Source organism: Janibacter alkaliphilus, assembly GCF_013408565.1.
GTDB classification, from domain to species: Bacteria; Actinomycetota; Actinomycetes; order Actinomycetales; family Dermatophilaceae; genus Janibacter; species Janibacter alkaliphilus.
Map to the genome: position 1 here is coordinate 1,817,862 of NZ_JACBZX010000001.1, position 16,901 is coordinate 1,834,762.

Sequence of the window (16,901 nt, forward strand, 5' to 3'; positions counted from 1 at the left end):
CGGGGACGGCCGCACGCCGTCGCCGCGACACGGCAGAATCGGGGCATGAGCTCTCCCTACGAGCCCCCGCACCAGGGCGGCCCCGGACCCGCCGGGCCGCCCCAGGGCACGGGCGCGCCCGCAGGGCCGGGACGGCCGGCGCCGCACCCCACCCAGCCGCTGCCCCCCTTCTACCGCGACGCGCAGACGCCGCCCCCGCAGGGCGGGGCCGGTCAGCCGCAGCCGGGCGGCCGGCGCGGACCTGGGTGGATCGCGGTCGTGGCCATCGCCATGGTGGCTGCGCTGTGCTCCGGCACGCTTGGCGGTCTCGGCGGGGCGCTGCTCGCCGGCAGCGACGACGAGCCCGCGCGCGCCGAGGGAGCCATCACCGACATCGCCGCCCAGACCGTGCCCAGCGTGGTCACCATCCGGGTCGGGGGCAGCGCCGCGAGCGGCGGCACCGGCACCGGCTGGGTCTACGACGACCAGGGGCACATCGTCACCAACAACCATGTGGTCGCCGACGGGGGCGACGACATCGCCATCCAGACCGACGCCGGCGACCGCTACGACGCCGAGCTCGTCGGCCGTGACGTCTCCTACGACCTGGCCGTCATCAAGGTCGAGGGGGCCGACCTGCCGCCGCTGCCGGTCGGTGCCTCGAAGGACGTCGTCGTCGGCGACGAGGTGGTCGCGGTCGGCTCGCCGCTGGGGCTGTCCTCGAGCGTCACCTCCGGGATCGTCTCCGCGATCGAGCGCCCGGTCACCGCCGGCGAGGAGGGCGAGGAGTCCTTCATCTCGGCGATCCAGACCGACGCGGCGATCAACCCGGGCAACTCCGGCGGCCCGCTCATCGACGACGCCGGGGAGGTCGTCGGGGTCAACTCGGCCATCGCCCAGCTGCCCGGCGGCCAGGCCTCCGGGTCGATCGGCGTGGGCTTCGCCATCCCCTCGGACGTGGTCGCGCGCACCGCCGACCAGCTCATCGCCGACGGCGAGGCCGAGCACCCGGCGATCGGGGTGAGCCTGGACACCCGGTGGTCCCAGGAGGGCGCCCGGGTGCTCGAGGACAGCGACGCCGACGGCGGCCAGGCGGTGCTGCCGGACGGGCCGGCGGCGAAGGCGGGCGTGCAGCCCGGCGACGTCATCGTCGAGATGGACGGCCAGCGGATCACCAGCCACGACCAGCTCATCGTGCGCATCCGGGCGAAGGCGGTGGGCGACCAGGTCACCCTCACCGTGCAGCGCGGCGACCAGGAGGAAGAGCTGACCATGACCCTCGAGCCGGCGCAGGAGCAGTAGTGGGCATCGTCTCCGGCTGGGAGTTCATCCTCCTCATCGTGCTGGCCATCGTCATCCTCGGCCCGACCAAGCTGCCCGAGTACTCGGCCAAGCTCGCCCGCCTCGTGATGAACGTGCGGCGGATGGCCTACGACGCCCGCGGGCAGCTGCGCGAGCAGATGGGGCCGGAGTTCGACGAGCTGAACTGGAAGCAGTACGACCCGCGCCAGTACGACCCGCGCAAGATCGTGCGCGAGGCGTTGATGGAGCCGCTGGAGGACGCCTTCAGCATCGAGGACGGCCGGTCCTCGGCCGGCTCGGACCGGCGCAGCGGGTCGACCGCGGCCGACGAGCTCGTCGAGAGCGGGGCGGGGGCTGACGGCACGTCCGACGGTCCCCGTCCGACCCCGTGGGACCCCGAGGCCACCTGAGGCTGAGGCGGCCTGAGGCGCGGTCCCAGGGAGGCGGTCCCAGGGCAGGAGGGCGCCTCAGCGGCCGCTCGGGGTCAGCCCCAGGCTGCGGCCGGCCAGCCCACGGCTGCGGGTCGCCAGCGACCGGGCGATACCGCGCAGCGCCACCGCCGCCGGCCCGTCCGGGGAGGCGGTGACCACCGGGTCGCCGTGGTCGGCGCCCTCGCGCAGGCTCGGGTCGAGCGGGATCTGCCCCAGCAGCGGCACCTCGGCGCCGATCGTGCGGGAGAGGCTGTCGGCGACGGAGCGCCCGCCGCCGGCGCCGAAGATCTCCTGCCGGCTGCCGTCGGGCAGCTCCAGCCAGGACATGTTCTCGATGACCCCGACCACCCGCTGGTGGGTCTGCACGGCGATCGAGCCGGCCCGCTCGGCCACCTCGGCCGCAGCCTGCTGGGGAGTGGTGACGACGAGGATCTCGCTGCCCGGGATGAGCTGGGCCACCGAGATGGCGATGTCGCCGGTGCCCGGCGGCAGGTCGAGCAGCAGCACGTCCAGGTCGCCCCAGAAGACGTCGGCGAGGAACTGCTGCAGCGCCCGGTGCAGCATCGGCCCGCGCCAGACCACCGGCTGGTTGCCGGGGACGAACATGCCGATCGAGATCACCTTCACCTCGGAGGCGATCGGCGGCAGGATCATGTCGTCGACCTGGGTCGGCTGGTGGGTGACGCCGAGCATCCGGGGGATGGAGAAGCCGTAGATGTCGGCGTCGACGACGCCCACCTTCAGCCCCTCGGCGGCCATCCCGGCGGCCAGGTTGGCTGTGATCGAGGACTTGCCGACCCCGCCCTTCCCGCTGGCGACGGCGTAGACCCGGGTCAGCGAGCCCGGCTTGGCGAAGGGGACCTCCCGCTCGGCCTGGCCGCCGCGCAGCTGCTCCTTGAGCTGGGCGCGCTGCTCGTCGTCCATCACCCCGAGGGTGACGCTGACGTCGGTGACCCCCTCGACGCCGTGCAGCGCCTTCTCGGTGTCCTCGGTCAGCGTGGCCTTCATCGGGCAGCCGGCGACGGTGAGCAGGATCGTCACCCGGGCGTGGCCGTCGGCGTCCACCGAGGCGTCACCGACCATGCCGAGCTCGGTGATCGGGCGGCGGATCTCGGGGTCGACGACGGTGCTCAGCGCCTGGCGGAGCGCGTCGTCGGTGATCGTGGGGTGCGCAGCGGACATGCCCTCCATCGTAGGTCGCCGCCGCGACGGTGCTGTCAGCCGGTGGGCCCGCCGGGGGCGTGGTCCTGGCCACCGTCCTCGCGCCGGCGCACCTCCAACCCCTTCTCCTCCATGTCCTCCAGCAGCTGACGCAGCTCGCTGCGCACGAAGTCACGGGTGGCCGAGTCGCGCAGCGCGATCCGCAGCGCGGCCACCTCGCGGGTGAGGTACTCGGTGTCGGCCAGCGCCCGCTCGGCCTGGACCCGGTCCTGCTCGGCCTGCACCCGGTCACGGTCGTCCTGGCGGTTCTGGGCCAGCAGGATCAGCGGGGCGGCGTAGGAGGCCTGCAGGGAGAGGATGAGCGTCAGCAGGGTGTAGTTCAGCGCGCGCGGGTCGAACTGGGCGCTCTCCGGCATGAAGGTGTTCCACGCCAGCCAGGCGACGACGAAGACCGACATCCCGATGAGGAAGCTCGGGGTGCCCATGAAGCGGGCGAACTTCTCCGAGAGCACCCCGAAGGTCTCGACGCTCATCACCGACGGCCGGCGCACCCAGCGGCGCCGGACCTCCCGGGGCTGGTCGACCCGGGGCACGTGACGCTCAGACATCGGTCACCTCGTGCCGCTCGTCGCGCCAGTCGTCGGGGAGGATGTGGTCGAGCACGTCGTCGACGGTGACCGCGCCGAGCAGCCGGCGCTGCTCGTCGACCACCGGCAGCGAGATGAGGTTGTAGGTGGCCAGCTGCCGGGTGACCTGACCCAGCGGGGCGTCGACGAGGATCGGGTCCACGCCGGTGTCGAGGTAGCTGCCGACGGGCTGGTGCGGCGGCTCGCGCAGCAGCCGCTGCAGGTGGACCATGCCGAGGTAGCGGCCGGTCGGGGTCTCCAGCGGGGAGCGGCAGACGTAGACCGCGGCCGCGTCGGCGGCGCTGATCTCCTCGCGGCGCACGATCGCCAGCGCCTCGGCGACGGTGTCCTCGGGGCCGACGACGACCGGCTCGGTGGTCATCAGCCCGCCGGCGGTGTCCTCCTCGTAGGTCAGCAGCCGGCGCAGCGGCGCCGCGTCGTCGGGCTGCATCAGCTGCAGCAGGCTCTCGGCGCGCTCGGGCGGCAGCGCGGAGAGCAGGTCGGCGGCGTCGTCGGGCTCCATCGCCTCGAGCACGTCGGCGGCCCGGGAGCCCTTGAGGGTGACGATGATCTCGGCCTGGTCGTCCTCGCCGAGCTCCTGCAGGATGTCGGCGAGCCGGTCGTCGTCGAGGGCGGCGACGACGTCGGAGCGGCGCTCGGGCGCGAGGTCGGAGATGACGTCGGCGAGGTCGGCGACCTTGAGGTCCTCGAAGGACTCCAGCAGCTTGGCGGCGGACTGCTCGACCTGGGTGCGCCGCCCGGACAGGCCGGTGACCTCCTCCAGCGGCACCGTGAAGGTCTCGCCGCGACGGCGGGTGAGCAGGCCCCGGGTGTGCTTGCGCCCGGCGCGGACGAAGACCCGGTTGACGTCCCAGTTGCGGTTGGCCTGCTGCTCGATGCCGATGTCCTCGACGGTCGCCTCGACCGGCCCGTCGTCGGTGTTGACCGTGACCTGGCGCTCGATGAGCTCGGCCAGCACGAGGGTCTCGTTGGCCCGCTGCTCGAAGCGGCGCATGTTCACCAGCCCGGTGGTGATCACCTGCCCGCCCTCGACGGAGGTGACCCGGGTCATCGGCACGAAGACCCGCCGCCGGCCGGGGACCTCGACGACCAGACCGATCGCCCGCGGCCGCCGCCGGGTGCTGGAGAAGACGACGACGACGTCCCGCACCCGACCCACCTGGTCACCGAGCGGGTCGAAGACGTTGAGGCTGGCCAGGCGCGCGACGTAGAAACGGGCGGGCGCACTCACGGGGGACAGGTTAGTGCCGCCGCCCACCCGGAGCCTTTATCGGGTTACCCGATAATCGCTCGCTCCCCGGGGAAGCCTTATCCGGGAACCGAGAGGTTCTCCGCACCCTTGCGCGTCGGCCCCCTTCGTCATGTCGGTGGCCTACCGCCACGCACCGGTCGGCGGCGGCCGCGACCGCCCAGGTGCCACGGGCGCCGGACCGGGGTCGTTGCGTCGGACGCTCCCACCGGACCGCCGACGCGTCCCTGCGGGTCCGGCCCGGGCGTCCCGGGCGCCTGCTCCGGGGTGCCGAAGGGGAGCAGCGCCCAGAGCGTGCTCCCGGCCCGCCAGGTCGCCACCACGTCCGTGGGGGCGTTCAGCCGCTCCGCGCGAAGGGCGTCGGCCGTCACCTGCCACTCGGAGTCGCCGGGGTCGCCGGATTCGCCGGGGTCGCCGGGGTCGAGCCGGCGTGCCTGCACACGCAGGGTGAGCAGCCGACCGCCGTCGCCCTTGCTGCGCAGCACCAGCCGGGTGCCCTCGGCCAGCTCGCCCAGGTCCGGCTCGATCCCCCCGGAGACGAGCAGCACCTGCCCGGCCAGCGGGCCGTCGGCGGGGCCGGTGGCGAACCAGGTGGCCCGCTCGTGCCCGCTCGCGCCGACCCACAGCACGCCGGAGGTGCTCAGGGCCTTCTCGGTGAGGGCGGAGACGTTCACGTCGGGGCTCACCCCGCCATCCTGCCCTGCGCGGGGCGGCGAGTGGGCTTGCTCACAGGCCGACCGGCCCGCGGCGCTGATACGTTCGGCGCGAGCCCACCCATCCCGTCGGAAGGACGCCACCTCGCCATGCGCCCCGCCAAGGACTTCTTCGCCCCGCTCGCCGTCGGAGCCCCCGCCCCGGTCCACGAGGTCCCGGCCCGACCGGCCCGGATGATCCACTTCTTCGACCCGAGCAACCCGAAGATGGCCGCCAAGGTCCCGGACATGGTCGGCACCGTCGACGTCCTCCTCGGCAACCTCGAGGACGCGGTCAAGGCGGAGTCGAAGGAGGCCGCCCGCGAGGGCCTGGTCCGGATCGGGCGGGACACCGACTTCGGCGAGCACACCCAGCTGTGGACCCGGGTGAACGCCCTCGACAGCCCCTGGGTGCTCGACGACCTCACCACGCTGGTCACCGAGATCGGCGACACCCTCGACGTCATCATGGTCCCCAAGGTCCAGGGCCCCGAGGACATCCACTACGTCGACCGGCTGCTCGCCCAGCTCGAGGCGAAGGCGGGGATCGAGCGCCCGATCCTCGTGCACGCCATCCTCGAGACCGCCCGCGGCGTCGCCAACGTCGAGGAGATCTGCGGCGCCAGCCCGCGGATGCAGGGGATCAGCCTGGGCCCGGCCGACCTGGCCGCGGACCGCCGGATGAAGACCACCCGGGTCGGCGGCGGGCACCCCGGCTACCTGGTGCGCCAGGACCCGGTCGCCGGCGCCGACGGCACCCCCGACTACGCCGGCGAGCGCCCGCACTTCCAGCAGGACCTGTGGCACTACACGATCGCCCGGATGGTCGACGCCTGCGCGATGCACGGGATCTTCCCGTACTACGGCCCCTTCGGCGACATCAAGGACACCGTCGCCTGCGAGGACCAGTTCCGCAACGCCTTCCTCCTCGGCTGCGTGGGCACCTGGACGCTGCACCCGGTGCAGGTGGACATCGCCAAGCGGGTCTTCAGCCCCACCGCCGAGGACGTCGCCCACGCCCGCCGGGTCAAGGAGGCGATGGGCGACGGCACCGGCGCGGTCATGCTCGACGGGAAGATGGAGGACGACGCCAGCCTCAAGCAGTGCCTGGTCATCCTCGAGCTCGCCGACCGCCTCGCCGCCACCGACCCCGAGCTCGCCGAGCTCTACGCGCAGAAGGAGGCCTGAGCCGTGAGCGCCAGCCCCGAGACCAGCTACACCCCCCGCCGCTCGGTCCTCTACATGCCCAGCAGCAACGCCCGGGCGCTGGAGAAGGCCAAGACCATCGCCGTCGACGCCCTCATCCTCGACCTCGAGGACGCGGTCGCTCCCGACGACAAGCCGGCCGCCCGTGAGGCCGCCTGCGCCGCCGTGACCTCCGGCAAGTACGGGGACAAGGAGCTGACCATCCGGGTCAACGGGATCGGCACCCGGTGGCACGAGGAGGACCTCGCCGCCGCGGCGAAGGCCGGTCCGGCCGGGATCGTCGTGCCGAAGGTGGGCAGCGCCGACGAGGTGCGCTCCCTGGTCGCGGCGATGGAGGCCGCCGGCGCACCGGAGCGAACCCGGCTGTGGGCGATGGTCGAGACCCCCGCGGCGATCTTCTCGGCGCGGGAGATCGCCCAGGCCTCGCCGCGGCTGGAGGCCTTCGTGCTGGGCACGAACGACCTGGTCAAGGAGCTGCAGGCGCAGCACGTCCCGGGCCGCGAGCCGCTGCTGACCAGCCTGCAGCTGGCACTGCTGGCCGGCCGTGAGGCCGGGATCGCCGTGCTCGACGGGGTCTACAACGACGTCAAGGACGCCGAGGGCTTCGCCGCCGAGTGCGTCCAGGGCCGGGACATGGGCTTCGACGGCAAGACCCTCATCCACCCGGGCCAGGTCGAGGCGTGCAACGCCACCTTCGCCCCGGACGAGGCCGCCGTCGAGGACGCCCGAGGGGTCCTGCAGGCCTGGCAGGACGGTGCCGGCAGCGGCGTCGTGACCTACCAGGGGCGCCTGGTGGAGCAGCTGCACGTCGACATCGCCGAGCGGGTCCTGGCGACCCACGAGGCGATCGTTGCGCGAGGGTGACCGACGCTGTCGGTGCCAGGCCATAGATTCCTCCCCAACGACAGGCAACCGCGGAGGCGGCTGCGGCGTCTGAGGGTGTGACGACCCGGGCCGCGGTCGTCCACCGCCGAAGGGGGAGACGCCATGACCGCCATCGACATCGACCGACGCACCCTGGTCCGAGGGGCCGCCGCGACCACCCTGGCGGGCGGGCTGCTGGTGACCGCGGGCGAGGACGCCCGGGCCGCCCGGCCCCGCCTGCTCAATGAGGGTGACCGCGGCTGGTGGGTGCAGAACGTCCAGCGCCGGCTGAAGAGCGCCAACTACTGGCTGCGCTACACCAACGGGGTCTACGACGACACCACCCAGCAGGCCGTCATGGCGCTGCAGAAGGTGCACGGCCTCAGCCGTGACGGGATCGTCGGGCCGAGCACCTGGAGCGCCATCTACGACCCGATCACCCCGCGCCCGCGCACCGCCTCCTACTGGGAGATCGACCTGGACCGGCAGATCATCATCGACGCCAGCTACGGCTGGGGGAAGTGGATCTTCAACACCAGCACCGGCAACGGCGAGCGCTACTGGTCCTCGCAGTCCGGCCGCTACCTCACCGCCGTCACCCCGCGCGGGCGGTACCGCTTCTTCCGTGAGGTCAACGGCATGCGGCACGCCCCGCTGGGGCGGCTGTGGCGGCCGAAGTACTTCAACGGAGGCATCGCCATCCACGGGGCGCCCTCGATCCCGGGCTACCCCGCCTCGCACGGCTGCGCCCGGATGAGCAACAAGGCGATCAACTGGGTGTGGTGGAAGGGGCGTGCCCCGATGGGGCGTAGCGTGTACGTCTACTGAGGCGTGACGAGGATCCGGGCCGACCGGGGCCGGATCCACCGACCAGGACGCGCAGGGCCGAGGGCGCGCGTCTCGTACCAGGACACCAGCGGTGCACGAGCGCCGTGAGCAGGGGAGCAGGACGATGAGCAGGGGACGACGGCGGGCAGCCGCCGGGATGGTGGTGTGTGCCGCGCTGGCGGCCGGGGTCGTGGGATGCAGCCTGCAGGCCGACGAGCTGGCGGCGCAGTCACCGACGCACAGCAGCGCCGGGAGCACGAGCGCGACCGGCAGCGGGAGCAGCAGCACGAGCAGCAGCGGGAGCGCCAGCACCGCTGGCAGCGACCGCAGCGGCACGGGTGCGGAGGACACCGCCGAGGGCGAGGGCACCGAGACCGCCGCTGGTCAGGACGGTGCCAGCGCCGAGGGTGCCGGCACCGCCGACGAGCCGCTGCAGCCCGGCGACTCCGGCCCCGAGGTCCGCGATCTGCAGCGCCAGCTCTCCGACCTCGGCTACTGGCTCGGCACCGCCGACGGCACCTACGGCCACTCGACCGCCCAGGCGGTGCTGGCCCTGCAGAAGTCCGCGGGCCTGGACCGGGACGGCGTCGCCGGCGAGGCCACCCTCGAGGCGCTGGCCGAGGGGACGCTGCCCCCGCTGCAGGGCGGGCCGGCCGACCGGGTCGAGATCGACCTGGACCGGCAGGTGCTGCAGGTTGTCGCCGACGGCGAGCGGGTGCTCGTGCTCAACACCAGCACCGGCTCCAACGAGTACTTCACCAGCGACGGCTACACCCGGGCCGCGGTCACCCCGCCGGGCACCTTCGCCGTGGACCGGGTCTACGACGGCGTGCACACCGGCCCGCTCGGCAGCCTCTACCGGCCGCGCTACTTCAACCAGGGCATCGCCGTCCACGGCGCCCCATCGATCCCCGGCTACCCGGCCTCGCACGGCTGCGCCCGGGTGAGCAACGCCGCCATGGACATGCTCTGGGCGCAGGACCACCTGCCGATGGGCGGCACCGTCGTCGTCCACTGACGGCTGCGGGCGTGTCTGACGCCACCGACCACCACGTGGCGGTGGCGGCCGACCGGTTGCGATACTGAGCGGCACACACCCTTCATCGACCCGAGGTGGCGATCAACCGCATGTCCCGACTCCAGACGACCGACGGCCTGACCGAGGAGCAGAGCGAGCTGCTCAAGCTGGTGCGGGAGTTCGTCGACGAGCAGATCATCCCGGTCGCCCAGGAGCTCGAGCACGCCGACGAATACCCGCAGAAGATCGTCGACCAGATGAAGGAGATGGGGATCTTCGGGCTGATGATCCCCGAGGAGTTCGGCGGGCTCGGCGAGTCGCTGCTGACCTACGCGCTGTGCGTGGAGGAGATCTCCCGCGGCTGGATGCCGGTCTCCGGGATCATCAACACCCACTTCATCGTCGCCTACATGATCCTCAAGCACGGCACCGAGGAGCAGAAGCAGCACTACCTGCCGAAGATGGCTACCGGCGACATCCGTGGCGCCTTCTCGATGTCCGAGCCGGGCCTGGGCTCCGACGTCGCCGGGATCAAGACCAAGGCGGTCCGCGACGGGGACAGCGACGACTGGACCATCAACGGCCAGAAGATGTGGCTGACCAACGGCGCCAGCGCCAACCTCGTCGCCGTGCTCGTCAAGACCGACCTCGGTGCCGACGGCGCGCACAAGAACATGACGACCTTCCTCATCGACAAGGAGTCCGGCTTCGGCGAGACCGCGCAGGGCGTCTCGGTGCCGGGCAAGATCGAGAAGATGGGCTACAAGGGGGTCGACACCACCGAGCTCATCCTCGACGGGCACCGCACCACCTCGGACAAGATCCTCGGCGGGGAGCCGGGCAAGGGCTTCTACCAGATGATGGACGGCGTCGAGGTCGGCCGGGTCAACGTCGCCGCCCGCGCCTGCGGCCTGTCGATGCGCGCCTTCGAGCTGGGCGTGGCCTACTCCCAGCAGCGGGAGACCTTCGGCAAGAAGATCGTCGACCACCAGGCGATCCTCTTCCGCATCGCCGACATGGCCAGCAAGGTCGAGGCCGCCCACCAGCTGATGGTCAAGGCGGCCCGCCTCAAGGACAAGGGCGAGCGCAACGACCTCGAGGCCGGGATCGCCAAGTACATGGCGGCCGAGTACTGCGCCGACGTGGTGAACCAGAGCTTCCGGATCCACGGCGGCTTCGGCTACTCCAAGGAGTACGAGATCGAGCGTCTCTACCGCGAGGCGCCGATGCTGCTCATCGGTGAGGGCACCGCCGAGATCCAGAAGATGATCATCGGCCGCTCCATCCTCAAGGACTACCAGCTGAAGGGCTGAGCACGATGTCGATGAACCAACCGCCGGCCGGAGGGCTGGCCGCCAGCGGGCTGCTGACGCTCAACTACCCGATGTCCCTCGGGGTCTACGACGAGTACGGCGAGGCGCAGAAGGCGGTCGACTACCTCGCCGACCACGAGTTCCCGGTGCGCGACGTCATGATCGTCGGGACCGACCTGCGTCAGGTCGAGCGGGTCACCGGCCGGATCACCACCGGCCGGGTGCTCGCCGGCGGGCTGCTGTCCGGCATCTGGATCGGGGTCTTCGTCGGGCTGATCTTCGCGATGTTCGAAGGGGGCGAGTCGCTGTGGGCGCGGCTGCTGTCCACCGTCGCCATCGGCGCCGTCTTCGGCCTGGTGTGGGCCTGGATCGGCTACCGGGCGACCGGTGGTCAGCGCGACTTCTCCTCGATCGCCCAGGTCGTCGCGACGAAGTACGAGGTGCTCGTCGAGCACAAGCACATCGAGCGCGGCCGCGAGCTGCTGGCCGAGCTGGACCCGATGCGCGCCGCCCAGGACCGGGCCCGACGGATGCAGGAGCGGGCGGCCGAGCAGGCGGCCCGCTCGGGTCAGGCGGGGCAGCCGGGTTCGGCGGGTCAGGCGGGTCAGGCGGGTCCGCCGCCGGCCGACCGCGCCTGATCCGCGGCGCGGCTGATCAGGTCTGGACCGCCGGGCGGCGGGTCAGGCGTGATCTCCTTGGCGGCCGATGACGCCTGATCTGCGGCCCGGCCACCTAGGCTGAGGGCCGTGAGCGAGGCGCTGCAGCCCCTGGACGAGGACCGGTTCGACTCCGTGCTCTGCGTGGTCGCCCACCCCGACGACATCGAGTACGGCACCGCGGCAGCGGTCTCCCGCTGGACCGCCGCGGGCAAGCGGGTGGCCTACTACCTGCTGACCCGCGGCGAGGCAGGGATCGATGGCCTGGACCCGGTCGACGCCGCCCCCGCCCGCGCCGACGAGGAGCGGGCCAGCGCGGCGGTCGTCGGCGTGGACACGGTCGAGTTCGGTGACTGGACCGACGGGGTGATCGAGCACGGCGTCCCCCTTCGTCGGGACATCGCCGCCGCGATCCGTCGGCACCGGCCTGACCTCGTGGTCACCCTGTGCCGGCACGAGACCTTCGACGGGGGTGGCCTCAACCAGGCCGACCACCGCGCGGTCGGGCTGGCGACGCTGGACGCGGTCGCCGACGCCGGCAACCGGTGGATCCACCCCGAGCTGGCCGCCGACGGGCTGGAGCCGTGGCACGTCTCCCTGCTCGCCTTCGCCGCCTCTCCGCAGAGCGGGCACTACGTGGACGTCACCGGCCATCTCGACGCGGCGGTCGAGTCGCTCGAGGAACACCGGGTCTACAACGCCGCGCTGCCCGCGGACTTCCCGGCGCCGCGGGAGCTGCTGGAGGCCATCCTCGGCGGCGGGGCTCAGCGCGTCGCCGACCCCGAGGTCAGCCACGCGCTCGCCCTGGAGGTCGTCGAGCGCTGAGAGCGTCGGGCGTCTGGACAGCAGGCGCCGCGCGTCGGGACGCCGACGGGGGAGAAGCGCTCGGATGCGGGAGAAGCCTTCCCCGGCGAACGGGACATTATCGGGTTACCCGATAAAGGCTCGGGGAGCGGCGGTCATCGCGAGGAGGGAGCGGTGGGCCGTGGGGTCGCCGGTCAGCTCGGGGTGCAGCGCCAGGCCGAGCAGCTGGCCCTGGCGCACGCCGACCACCCGGTCCTGCCGGTCGACCGCCATCGTCGCGACGATCTCGACACCGGGCCCGGTCTGGACCACCTCGGGCGCCCGGATCGCGGCCGCGCGCAGCCGGGTCGGGCCGTCGGGGCCGGCCTCCCAGGTGGCCGTGGTCTCCACCGAGTCGACCTGCCGCCCGAAGGCGTTGCGGCGCACGGTCACGTCGAGCAGCCCGAGGCTGCGCTGGCCGGGTGCCGGGTTCGCCACCCGCGCGGCCAGCAGCACCAGCCCTGCGCAGGTGCTCAGGGTCGGCAGGCCGCCGGCAACCGCCTCGTGCAGCGCCGAGCGCAGCCCGGCCACGTCGAGCAGCCGGTCGAGCACCGAGGACTCGCCGCCGGGGATCACCAGCGCGTCCAGCCCGTCGAGGTCGGCGGGCCGGCGGACCCGGCGCGAGGTCACCCCCAGCCCGGTGAGGAGCCGTTCGTGCTCGGCGACCCCGCCCTGGAGGGCGAGCACCCCGACGGTGGTCACCAGCCGCGCTCGGCCAGCCGGTGGGGCGCGGGCAGGTCGGCCACGCTGATCCCGACCATCGCCTCGCCCAGGCCCCGTGACGCCTCGGCGACCGCGGCGACGTCGTCGTGGAAGGTGGTCGCCCGCACGATCGCGGCGGCCCGGGCCGCCGGGTCGCCGGAGAGGAAGATGCCGCTGCCGACGAAGACCCCTTCGGCGCCCATCTGCATGAGCATCGCCGCGTCGGCGGGGGTGGCCACGCCACCGGCGGTGAACATCACCACCGGCAGCTCGCCGGTGCGCGCGACCTCCAGCACCAGTTCGGTCGGCGCGGCCAGCTCCTTGGCGCGGTGGAAGAGCGCGTCCGGGCTGGTGGCGTGCAGCGCCTGCAGCTCGGCGATCTCGGTGCGGATCGTGCGGATGTGCCGCACCGCCTCGGAGACGTCGCCGGTGCCTGCCTCGCCCTTGCTGCGGATCATCGAGGCGCCCTCGCCGATCCGGCGCAGCGCCTCGCCCAGGTTCGTTGCCCCGCAGACGAAGGGGACGTCGAAGCCGCGCTTGTCGATGTGGTGGGTGTAGTCGGCCGGGGAGAGCACCTCGGACTCGTCGATGTAGTCGACGCCGAGGTGCTGCAGGATCTGCGCCTCGACGGTGTGCCCGATCCGGGCCTTGGCCATCACCGGGATGGAGACCGCGTCGACGATGCCCTGCACGAGGTCGGGGTCGGACATCCTGGCTACCCCGCCCTGGGCGCGGATGTCGGCCGGCACCCGCTCCAGCGCCATGACGGCGACGGCGCCGGAGTCCTCGGCGATCCGGGCCTGCTCGGCGGTGACGACGTCCATGATGACGCCGCCCTTGAGCATCTCGGCGAGGCCGCGCTTGACCAGCGGGGTGCCGGTGGCCGGGGTGGTGCCTGCGGCGGGGGTGGTGGGAGCGGAGGTCGGGGCGGCGGAGCCGGTGAGCGTGTCGGTCATGGGCCGAGTCTGCGCCCGGAGACTGGTCCATCGGAAGGTCCAGATCCAGCACATCCGAGTAGACCACTATGAGTGGTGTGGCGTAGCCTCCCCGACGTGCGTCACCCTCACGACATCGACGTGCCGCTCGTCCTCGACCGGACGAGCGAGGTGGCGCTGCCGCGGCAGATCGCCGCCGGTCTGCGGCGCGCGGTGGAGTCCGGCGTGCTCCGGCCGGGCGACCCGCTGCCGTCGACGCGCACCCTGGCCGCCCGGCTCGTGGTCTCCCGGGGGACCGTCGTCGCCGCCTTCGACCAGCTCCACGGCGAAGGGTGGCTCCTGGCCGACCGCGGGGCCACCCGCGTCGACCCCGACCTGGCCCGGCACCCGGTGCCCGGTCCCCGGCCCACCCGGCGGACGACCGGACCTGGGCCGTCGGCGGAGGCAGGTGCGGGCACCGGTCTCGTCGACCTTCGCCCCGGCCAGCCGGACGTCTCCGCGGTGGTCGGCGGCGACTGGCGGGCGGCCTGGCGCGCGGCCAGCGCAGGCGTGGGCAGGCGACACGAGCCGGCCGGTTCGCTCCGGCTGCGGACCGCGCTCGCCGAGCACCTGCGCCTGGCCCGAGGGACGCTCGCCGAGCCGGATGACCTGATCGTCACGGCCGGGGTCCGGGACGGCTGGCAGCTGGTCCTGACGGCGCTCGCACGGCGGGCCGGCCGCCCGCTGGTGGTCGCGGTGGAGGATCCCGGCTACCCGGCGCTGCGACGGGTCCCGGCCATCCTCGGTCACGAGGTGCGCCCGGTCCCGGTCGACGCCGACGGGCTCCTCGTCGAGGCGCTCGCCCGGGGTGCCACCCCCGACCTCGTGCTGGTCACCCCCAGCCACCAGTACCCCCTCGGCGGCGCGATGCCGGTCGCCCGGCGCCTGGACCTGCTCGCCTGGGCGGGGGAGCACGAGGTGCTCGTCGTCGAGGACGACTACGACGGCGAGCTGCGCTTCACCGGAGAGCCGGTGCCGGCTCTGGCCGCGCTCGACCGACGCGCCTACGGCCACGGCCGCCACGTCGTGACGCTCGGCTCCTTCGCCACGGTGCTCGCCCCGGGCCTGGGTGCCGGTCACGCCCTGCTGCCGCCCGACCTGCGCGCCGAGCTCGTCATGCTGCGCGAGGCGCTGGGCAGCCCGGTCGCCGCGACCGTGCAGGACGCGCTGACCCACTACCTCGACGCCGGCGCGCTGCGTCGGCACACCGCGCGGATGCGGCGCCGCTACCGGACGCGGCGCGACCTCGCGGTCTCAGCCCTCGACGGCCTGACCGGGGTACGGGTGCGTCCGATGGCCGGCGGTCTGCACGGTGTCGTCGAGCTCGTCGACGCCGATGCCGAGCGGGAGCGCACGCTCGTCGCCGCGGCGGCGGAGTATGGCGTGCTCGTCGCCGGCATGGCCGGCTACTGGGCCGGTGAGGTCGCGGCCCCCGGGCCGCCATCGACGCCGCCCGCAGACCTGCCGCAGCACGGCCTGGTCGTCGGCCTCGGCGCGGAGCGCCTCGCGGAGGGTCTCGACCTGCTCCGCGAGGCGCTCACCGGCTCGTGACGAGGCTCAGACCCGCGGCCGGCTCACCCCCAGCAGGTCCTCGACGACCTCCTCGACGAAGGGCCACGCCCCGAAGCCCGACGCCGGGTTGGCGTGCCCGACGTGGCCTGCCGGGACGAGGGCGTCGTCCTCGCTGACCAGCACCGTGCTGGCGAAGGGCAGCCGGCCCGAGGGCACCGGCAGCCACCCGGCCTCGCGCATCTGCGACAGGCGGGGGTAGACCGGCGGCAGCTCGGCACGCAACGTCGGCGGCGTGACCAGCAGCCCGGCGACGACCCGCCGTCCCTGCTCGGCCGAGGCCCGGGCAGCCCAGTGCAGCAGGGTGAGCACCCCGGCGCTGTGCGCCACCAGCAGCACCGGCCCGGAGGCCGAGGAGACCACCGCGTCGAGATCGCCGACCCGACCGTCGAGGTCGAGCGGGTCGCGCCCCACCGGCAGGTGGGTGGCGCCGGTGGTCGCCGCCATCCGCTCCTGCCAGTGGTCCGGCGCCGAGCCGCGCAGGCCCGGGACGAGGACGATCTCGGTGCTCATCGCGCCCACCCCGGCCCTGCCGGACCGGCCACGGCCGGGTCCGTCGACGGCGCCACGGGGGCGCCCACCTTCGCCAGGCTCACGGTGTAGCGCGACCGGCCCCACAGCAGCAGCCCGATGACCACCACGGAGATCAGCGGCGCCAGGCCCAGCGCGGGCCCCAGGCCCATCCGGTCGGCCAGCGCCCCGACGACCATCGGGCCGGCGGCCAGACCGAGCAGGTTGTTGGCCATCGACAGCGTGGCGAAGGCGGTGGCCCGGATCGACGACGGCGTCAGGTTGGCCACCATCGCTCCGGCGGGTCCGGTGATCGCCGCGCAGAAGAACGCTCCCAGGCAGAGCACCCCGACCTGCGCCGGCCCGTTCGGCAGCCGGAAGCCGACGAGCAGGAAGACCATCGAGAGCAGGCAGAAGGCGATCGATGCCTCCCAGGTGCGGATCGGCACCTTCTCGCTGATCCGGTCGGTGATCGCGCCGTTGAGCACCATGCCGATCGCCACGACGAGCACGACCAGCCCGGCGAAGGCACCGGCCGCGGTCGTCGACACCTCGTACTCGCGCACGAAGAAGCTCGGCAGCCAGGCGTAGAGCGCGCCCACGACGAGCAGCTGCAGGCCGCTGGCCAGGTAGGCGGCGATCACCGAGGGCGTCGAGACCAGGGTGATGAAGCGGCCCTTGACGTCGCCGGACTCGGCCGCCGACATCCGCTCCTGCTCGGGGTCGGCGTTGCGGGCCAGCCGCTTGTCGGTGATCGCCAGCGCGTAGAAGGCGGTGAGCACGATCCCGGCGAGGCCGAAGGCGATGAAGGCGGCCCGCCAGCCGAAGGCGTCGGCCACCGCGCCACCGATCATCACCCCGAGCACCGAGCCGACCGAGGCGCCGGCCAGGAACGCGCCGGCGGGCCCGGCCGAGCCGGTCGCCGACGATCGACAGCGGGACCGCGAGGATCGCCAC

Annotated in this window: 18 protein-coding genes; 10 read left to right on the top strand and 8 right to left on the bottom strand. The window is 73.4% G+C overall.

What is annotated here, in order from left to right; all coding sequences use genetic code 11:
- The first annotated feature begins 45 nt into the window (after positions 1 to 45).
- The gene (locus tag BJY28_RS08895) at positions 46 to 1,281 is read left to right on the top strand and encodes a S1C family serine protease (RefSeq protein ID WP_218875260.1); all 1,236 of its coding nucleotides are present in this window, start codon (positions 46 to 48) and stop codon (positions 1,279 to 1,281) included.
- On the top strand, positions 1,281 to 1,691 hold the full coding sequence (locus BJY28_RS08900) for a twin-arginine translocase TatA/TatE family subunit (RefSeq protein WP_179462693.1): 411 nt from the start codon (positions 1,281 to 1,283) through the stop codon (positions 1,689 to 1,691). Before BJY28_RS08895 ends, BJY28_RS08900 begins: the two co-directional genes overlap by 1 nt.
- A 57-nt stretch (positions 1,692 to 1,748) precedes the next feature.
- Here BJY28_RS08900 and BJY28_RS08905 read toward each other — a convergent pair whose 3' ends face one another.
- From BJY28_RS08905 to BJY28_RS08920, 4 genes are all read right to left on the bottom strand, one after another.
- Positions 1,749 to 2,894, bottom strand: a complete 1,146-nt coding sequence (locus BJY28_RS08905; RefSeq protein ID WP_179462694.1) for an Mrp/NBP35 family ATP-binding protein — start codon at positions 2,892 to 2,894, stop codon at positions 1,749 to 1,751.
- Positions 2,895 to 2,929: 35 nt separating this feature from the next.
- On the bottom strand, positions 2,930 to 3,481 hold the full coding sequence (locus BJY28_RS08910) for a DUF1003 domain-containing protein (protein WP_179462695.1): 552 nt from the start codon (positions 3,479 to 3,481) through the stop codon (positions 2,930 to 2,932).
- Positions 3,474 to 4,751, bottom strand: a complete 1,278-nt coding sequence (locus BJY28_RS08915) for a magnesium transporter MgtE N-terminal domain-containing protein (RefSeq protein WP_179462696.1) — start codon at positions 4,749 to 4,751, stop codon at positions 3,474 to 3,476. The genes BJY28_RS08910 and BJY28_RS08915 overlap by 8 nt, the downstream gene beginning before the upstream one ends.
- Before the next feature lie 128 nt (positions 4,752 to 4,879).
- The gene (locus tag BJY28_RS08920) at positions 4,880 to 5,455 is read right to left on the bottom strand and encodes a hypothetical protein (protein WP_179462697.1); all 576 of its coding nucleotides are present in this window, start codon (positions 5,453 to 5,455) and stop codon (positions 4,880 to 4,882) included.
- Positions 5,456 to 5,572: 117 nt separating this feature from the next.
- On the opposite strand from BJY28_RS08920, the gene BJY28_RS08925 reads away from it, so the two are divergent.
- From BJY28_RS08925 to BJY28_RS08955, 7 genes are all read left to right on the top strand, one after another.
- Complete coding sequence (locus tag BJY28_RS08925; RefSeq protein WP_179462698.1) at positions 5,573 to 6,649, top strand: HpcH/HpaI aldolase/citrate lyase family protein; 1,077 nt, start codon at positions 5,573 to 5,575, stop codon at positions 6,647 to 6,649.
- A gap of 3 nt (positions 6,650 to 6,652) precedes the next feature.
- Positions 6,653 to 7,531 carry an HpcH/HpaI aldolase/citrate lyase family protein gene (locus tag BJY28_RS08930; RefSeq protein ID WP_343037033.1) on the top strand — a complete coding sequence of 293 codons (879 nt, stop codon included), beginning with the start codon at positions 6,653 to 6,655 and terminating at the stop codon, positions 7,529 to 7,531.
- 123 nt (positions 7,532 to 7,654) lie between these two features.
- The gene (locus BJY28_RS08935; protein ID WP_179462699.1) at positions 7,655 to 8,359 is read left to right on the top strand and encodes a L,D-transpeptidase family protein; all 705 of its coding nucleotides are present in this window, start codon (positions 7,655 to 7,657) and stop codon (positions 8,357 to 8,359) included.
- A 124-nt stretch (positions 8,360 to 8,483) separates the two neighbouring features.
- Complete coding sequence (locus BJY28_RS08940) at positions 8,484 to 9,377, top strand: L,D-transpeptidase family protein (protein ID WP_246313380.1); 894 nt, start codon at positions 8,484 to 8,486, stop codon at positions 9,375 to 9,377.
- A 110-nt stretch (positions 9,378 to 9,487) separates the two neighbouring features.
- Complete coding sequence (locus BJY28_RS08945) at positions 9,488 to 10,690, top strand: acyl-CoA dehydrogenase family protein (protein WP_179462700.1); 1,203 nt, start codon at positions 9,488 to 9,490, stop codon at positions 10,688 to 10,690.
- Positions 10,691 to 10,701: 11 nt separating this feature from the next.
- Complete coding sequence (locus tag BJY28_RS08950; protein WP_246313381.1) at positions 10,702 to 11,328, top strand: YflT domain-containing protein; 627 nt, start codon at positions 10,702 to 10,704, stop codon at positions 11,326 to 11,328.
- Positions 11,329 to 11,436: 108 nt separating this feature from the next.
- Positions 11,437 to 12,171 (top strand): PIG-L family deacetylase, encoded by a 735-nt coding sequence (locus BJY28_RS08955; protein ID WP_179462701.1) that lies wholly within the window; start codon positions 11,437 to 11,439, stop codon positions 12,169 to 12,171.
- 105 nt (positions 12,172 to 12,276) lie between these two features.
- Here the strand turns inward: BJY28_RS08955 and pdxT are convergent, their stop codons facing one another.
- Complete coding sequence (pdxT, locus tag BJY28_RS15850) at positions 12,277 to 12,891, bottom strand: pyridoxal 5'-phosphate synthase glutaminase subunit PdxT (protein ID WP_343037034.1); 615 nt, start codon at positions 12,889 to 12,891, stop codon at positions 12,277 to 12,279.
- Entirely contained in the window at positions 12,888 to 13,847 is a 960-nt protein-coding gene (pdxS, locus tag BJY28_RS15855; RefSeq protein ID WP_218875262.1) for a pyridoxal 5'-phosphate synthase lyase subunit PdxS, read from the bottom strand. The genes pdxT and pdxS overlap by 4 nt, the downstream gene beginning before the upstream one ends.
- Before the next feature lie 96 nt (positions 13,848 to 13,943).
- Between pdxS and pdxR the strand changes: the two genes are divergently transcribed.
- On the top strand, positions 13,944 to 15,416 hold the full coding sequence (pdxR, locus tag BJY28_RS08965) for a MocR-like pyridoxine biosynthesis transcription factor PdxR (RefSeq protein WP_179462702.1): 1,473 nt from the start codon (positions 13,944 to 13,946) through the stop codon (positions 15,414 to 15,416).
- Positions 15,417 to 15,422: 6 nt separating this feature from the next.
- Here the strand turns inward: pdxR and BJY28_RS08970 are convergent, their stop codons facing one another.
- Both BJY28_RS08970 and BJY28_RS08975 read right to left on the bottom strand, forming a co-directional pair.
- Positions 15,423 to 15,947 carry an RBBP9/YdeN family alpha/beta hydrolase gene (locus BJY28_RS08970; RefSeq protein ID WP_179462703.1) on the bottom strand — a complete coding sequence of 175 codons (525 nt, stop codon included), beginning with the start codon at positions 15,945 to 15,947 and terminating at the stop codon, positions 15,423 to 15,425.
- The gene (locus BJY28_RS08975; protein ID WP_281367022.1) at positions 15,944 to 16,834 is read right to left on the bottom strand and encodes an MFS transporter; all 891 of its coding nucleotides are present in this window, start codon (positions 16,832 to 16,834) and stop codon (positions 15,944 to 15,946) included. Before BJY28_RS08975 ends, BJY28_RS08970 begins: the two co-directional genes overlap by 4 nt.
- Between the last annotated feature and the right edge of the window lie 67 nt (positions 16,835 to 16,901).

Coding starts and splice junctions, on each gene's coding strand:
- BJY28_RS08905 (WP_179462694.1), bottom strand. CDS start 2,894: ATGTCCGCTGCGCACCCCACGATCACCGACGACGCGCTCCGCCAGGCG.
- pdxS (WP_218875262.1), bottom strand. CDS start 13,847: ATGACCGACACGCTCACCGGCTCCGCCGCCCCGACCTCCGCTCCCACC.
- BJY28_RS08940 (WP_246313380.1), top strand. CDS start 8,484: ATGAGCAGGGGACGACGGCGGGCAGCCGCCGGGATGGTGGTGTGTGCC.
- BJY28_RS08910 (WP_179462695.1), bottom strand. CDS start 3,481: ATGTCTGAGCGTCACGTGCCCCGGGTCGACCAGCCCCGGGAGGTCCGG.
- BJY28_RS08895 (WP_218875260.1), top strand. CDS start 46: ATGAGCTCTCCCTACGAGCCCCCGCACCAGGGCGGCCCCGGACCCGCC.
- BJY28_RS08945 (WP_179462700.1), top strand. CDS start 9,488: ATGTCCCGACTCCAGACGACCGACGGCCTGACCGAGGAGCAGAGCGAG.
- BJY28_RS08950 (WP_246313381.1), top strand. CDS start 10,702: ATGAACCAACCGCCGGCCGGAGGGCTGGCCGCCAGCGGGCTGCTGACG.
- BJY28_RS08935 (WP_179462699.1), top strand. CDS start 7,655: ATGACCGCCATCGACATCGACCGACGCACCCTGGTCCGAGGGGCCGCC.
- BJY28_RS08970 (WP_179462703.1), bottom strand. CDS start 15,947: ATGAGCACCGAGATCGTCCTCGTCCCGGGCCTGCGCGGCTCGGCGCCG.
- BJY28_RS08925 (WP_179462698.1), top strand. CDS start 5,573: ATGCGCCCCGCCAAGGACTTCTTCGCCCCGCTCGCCGTCGGAGCCCCC.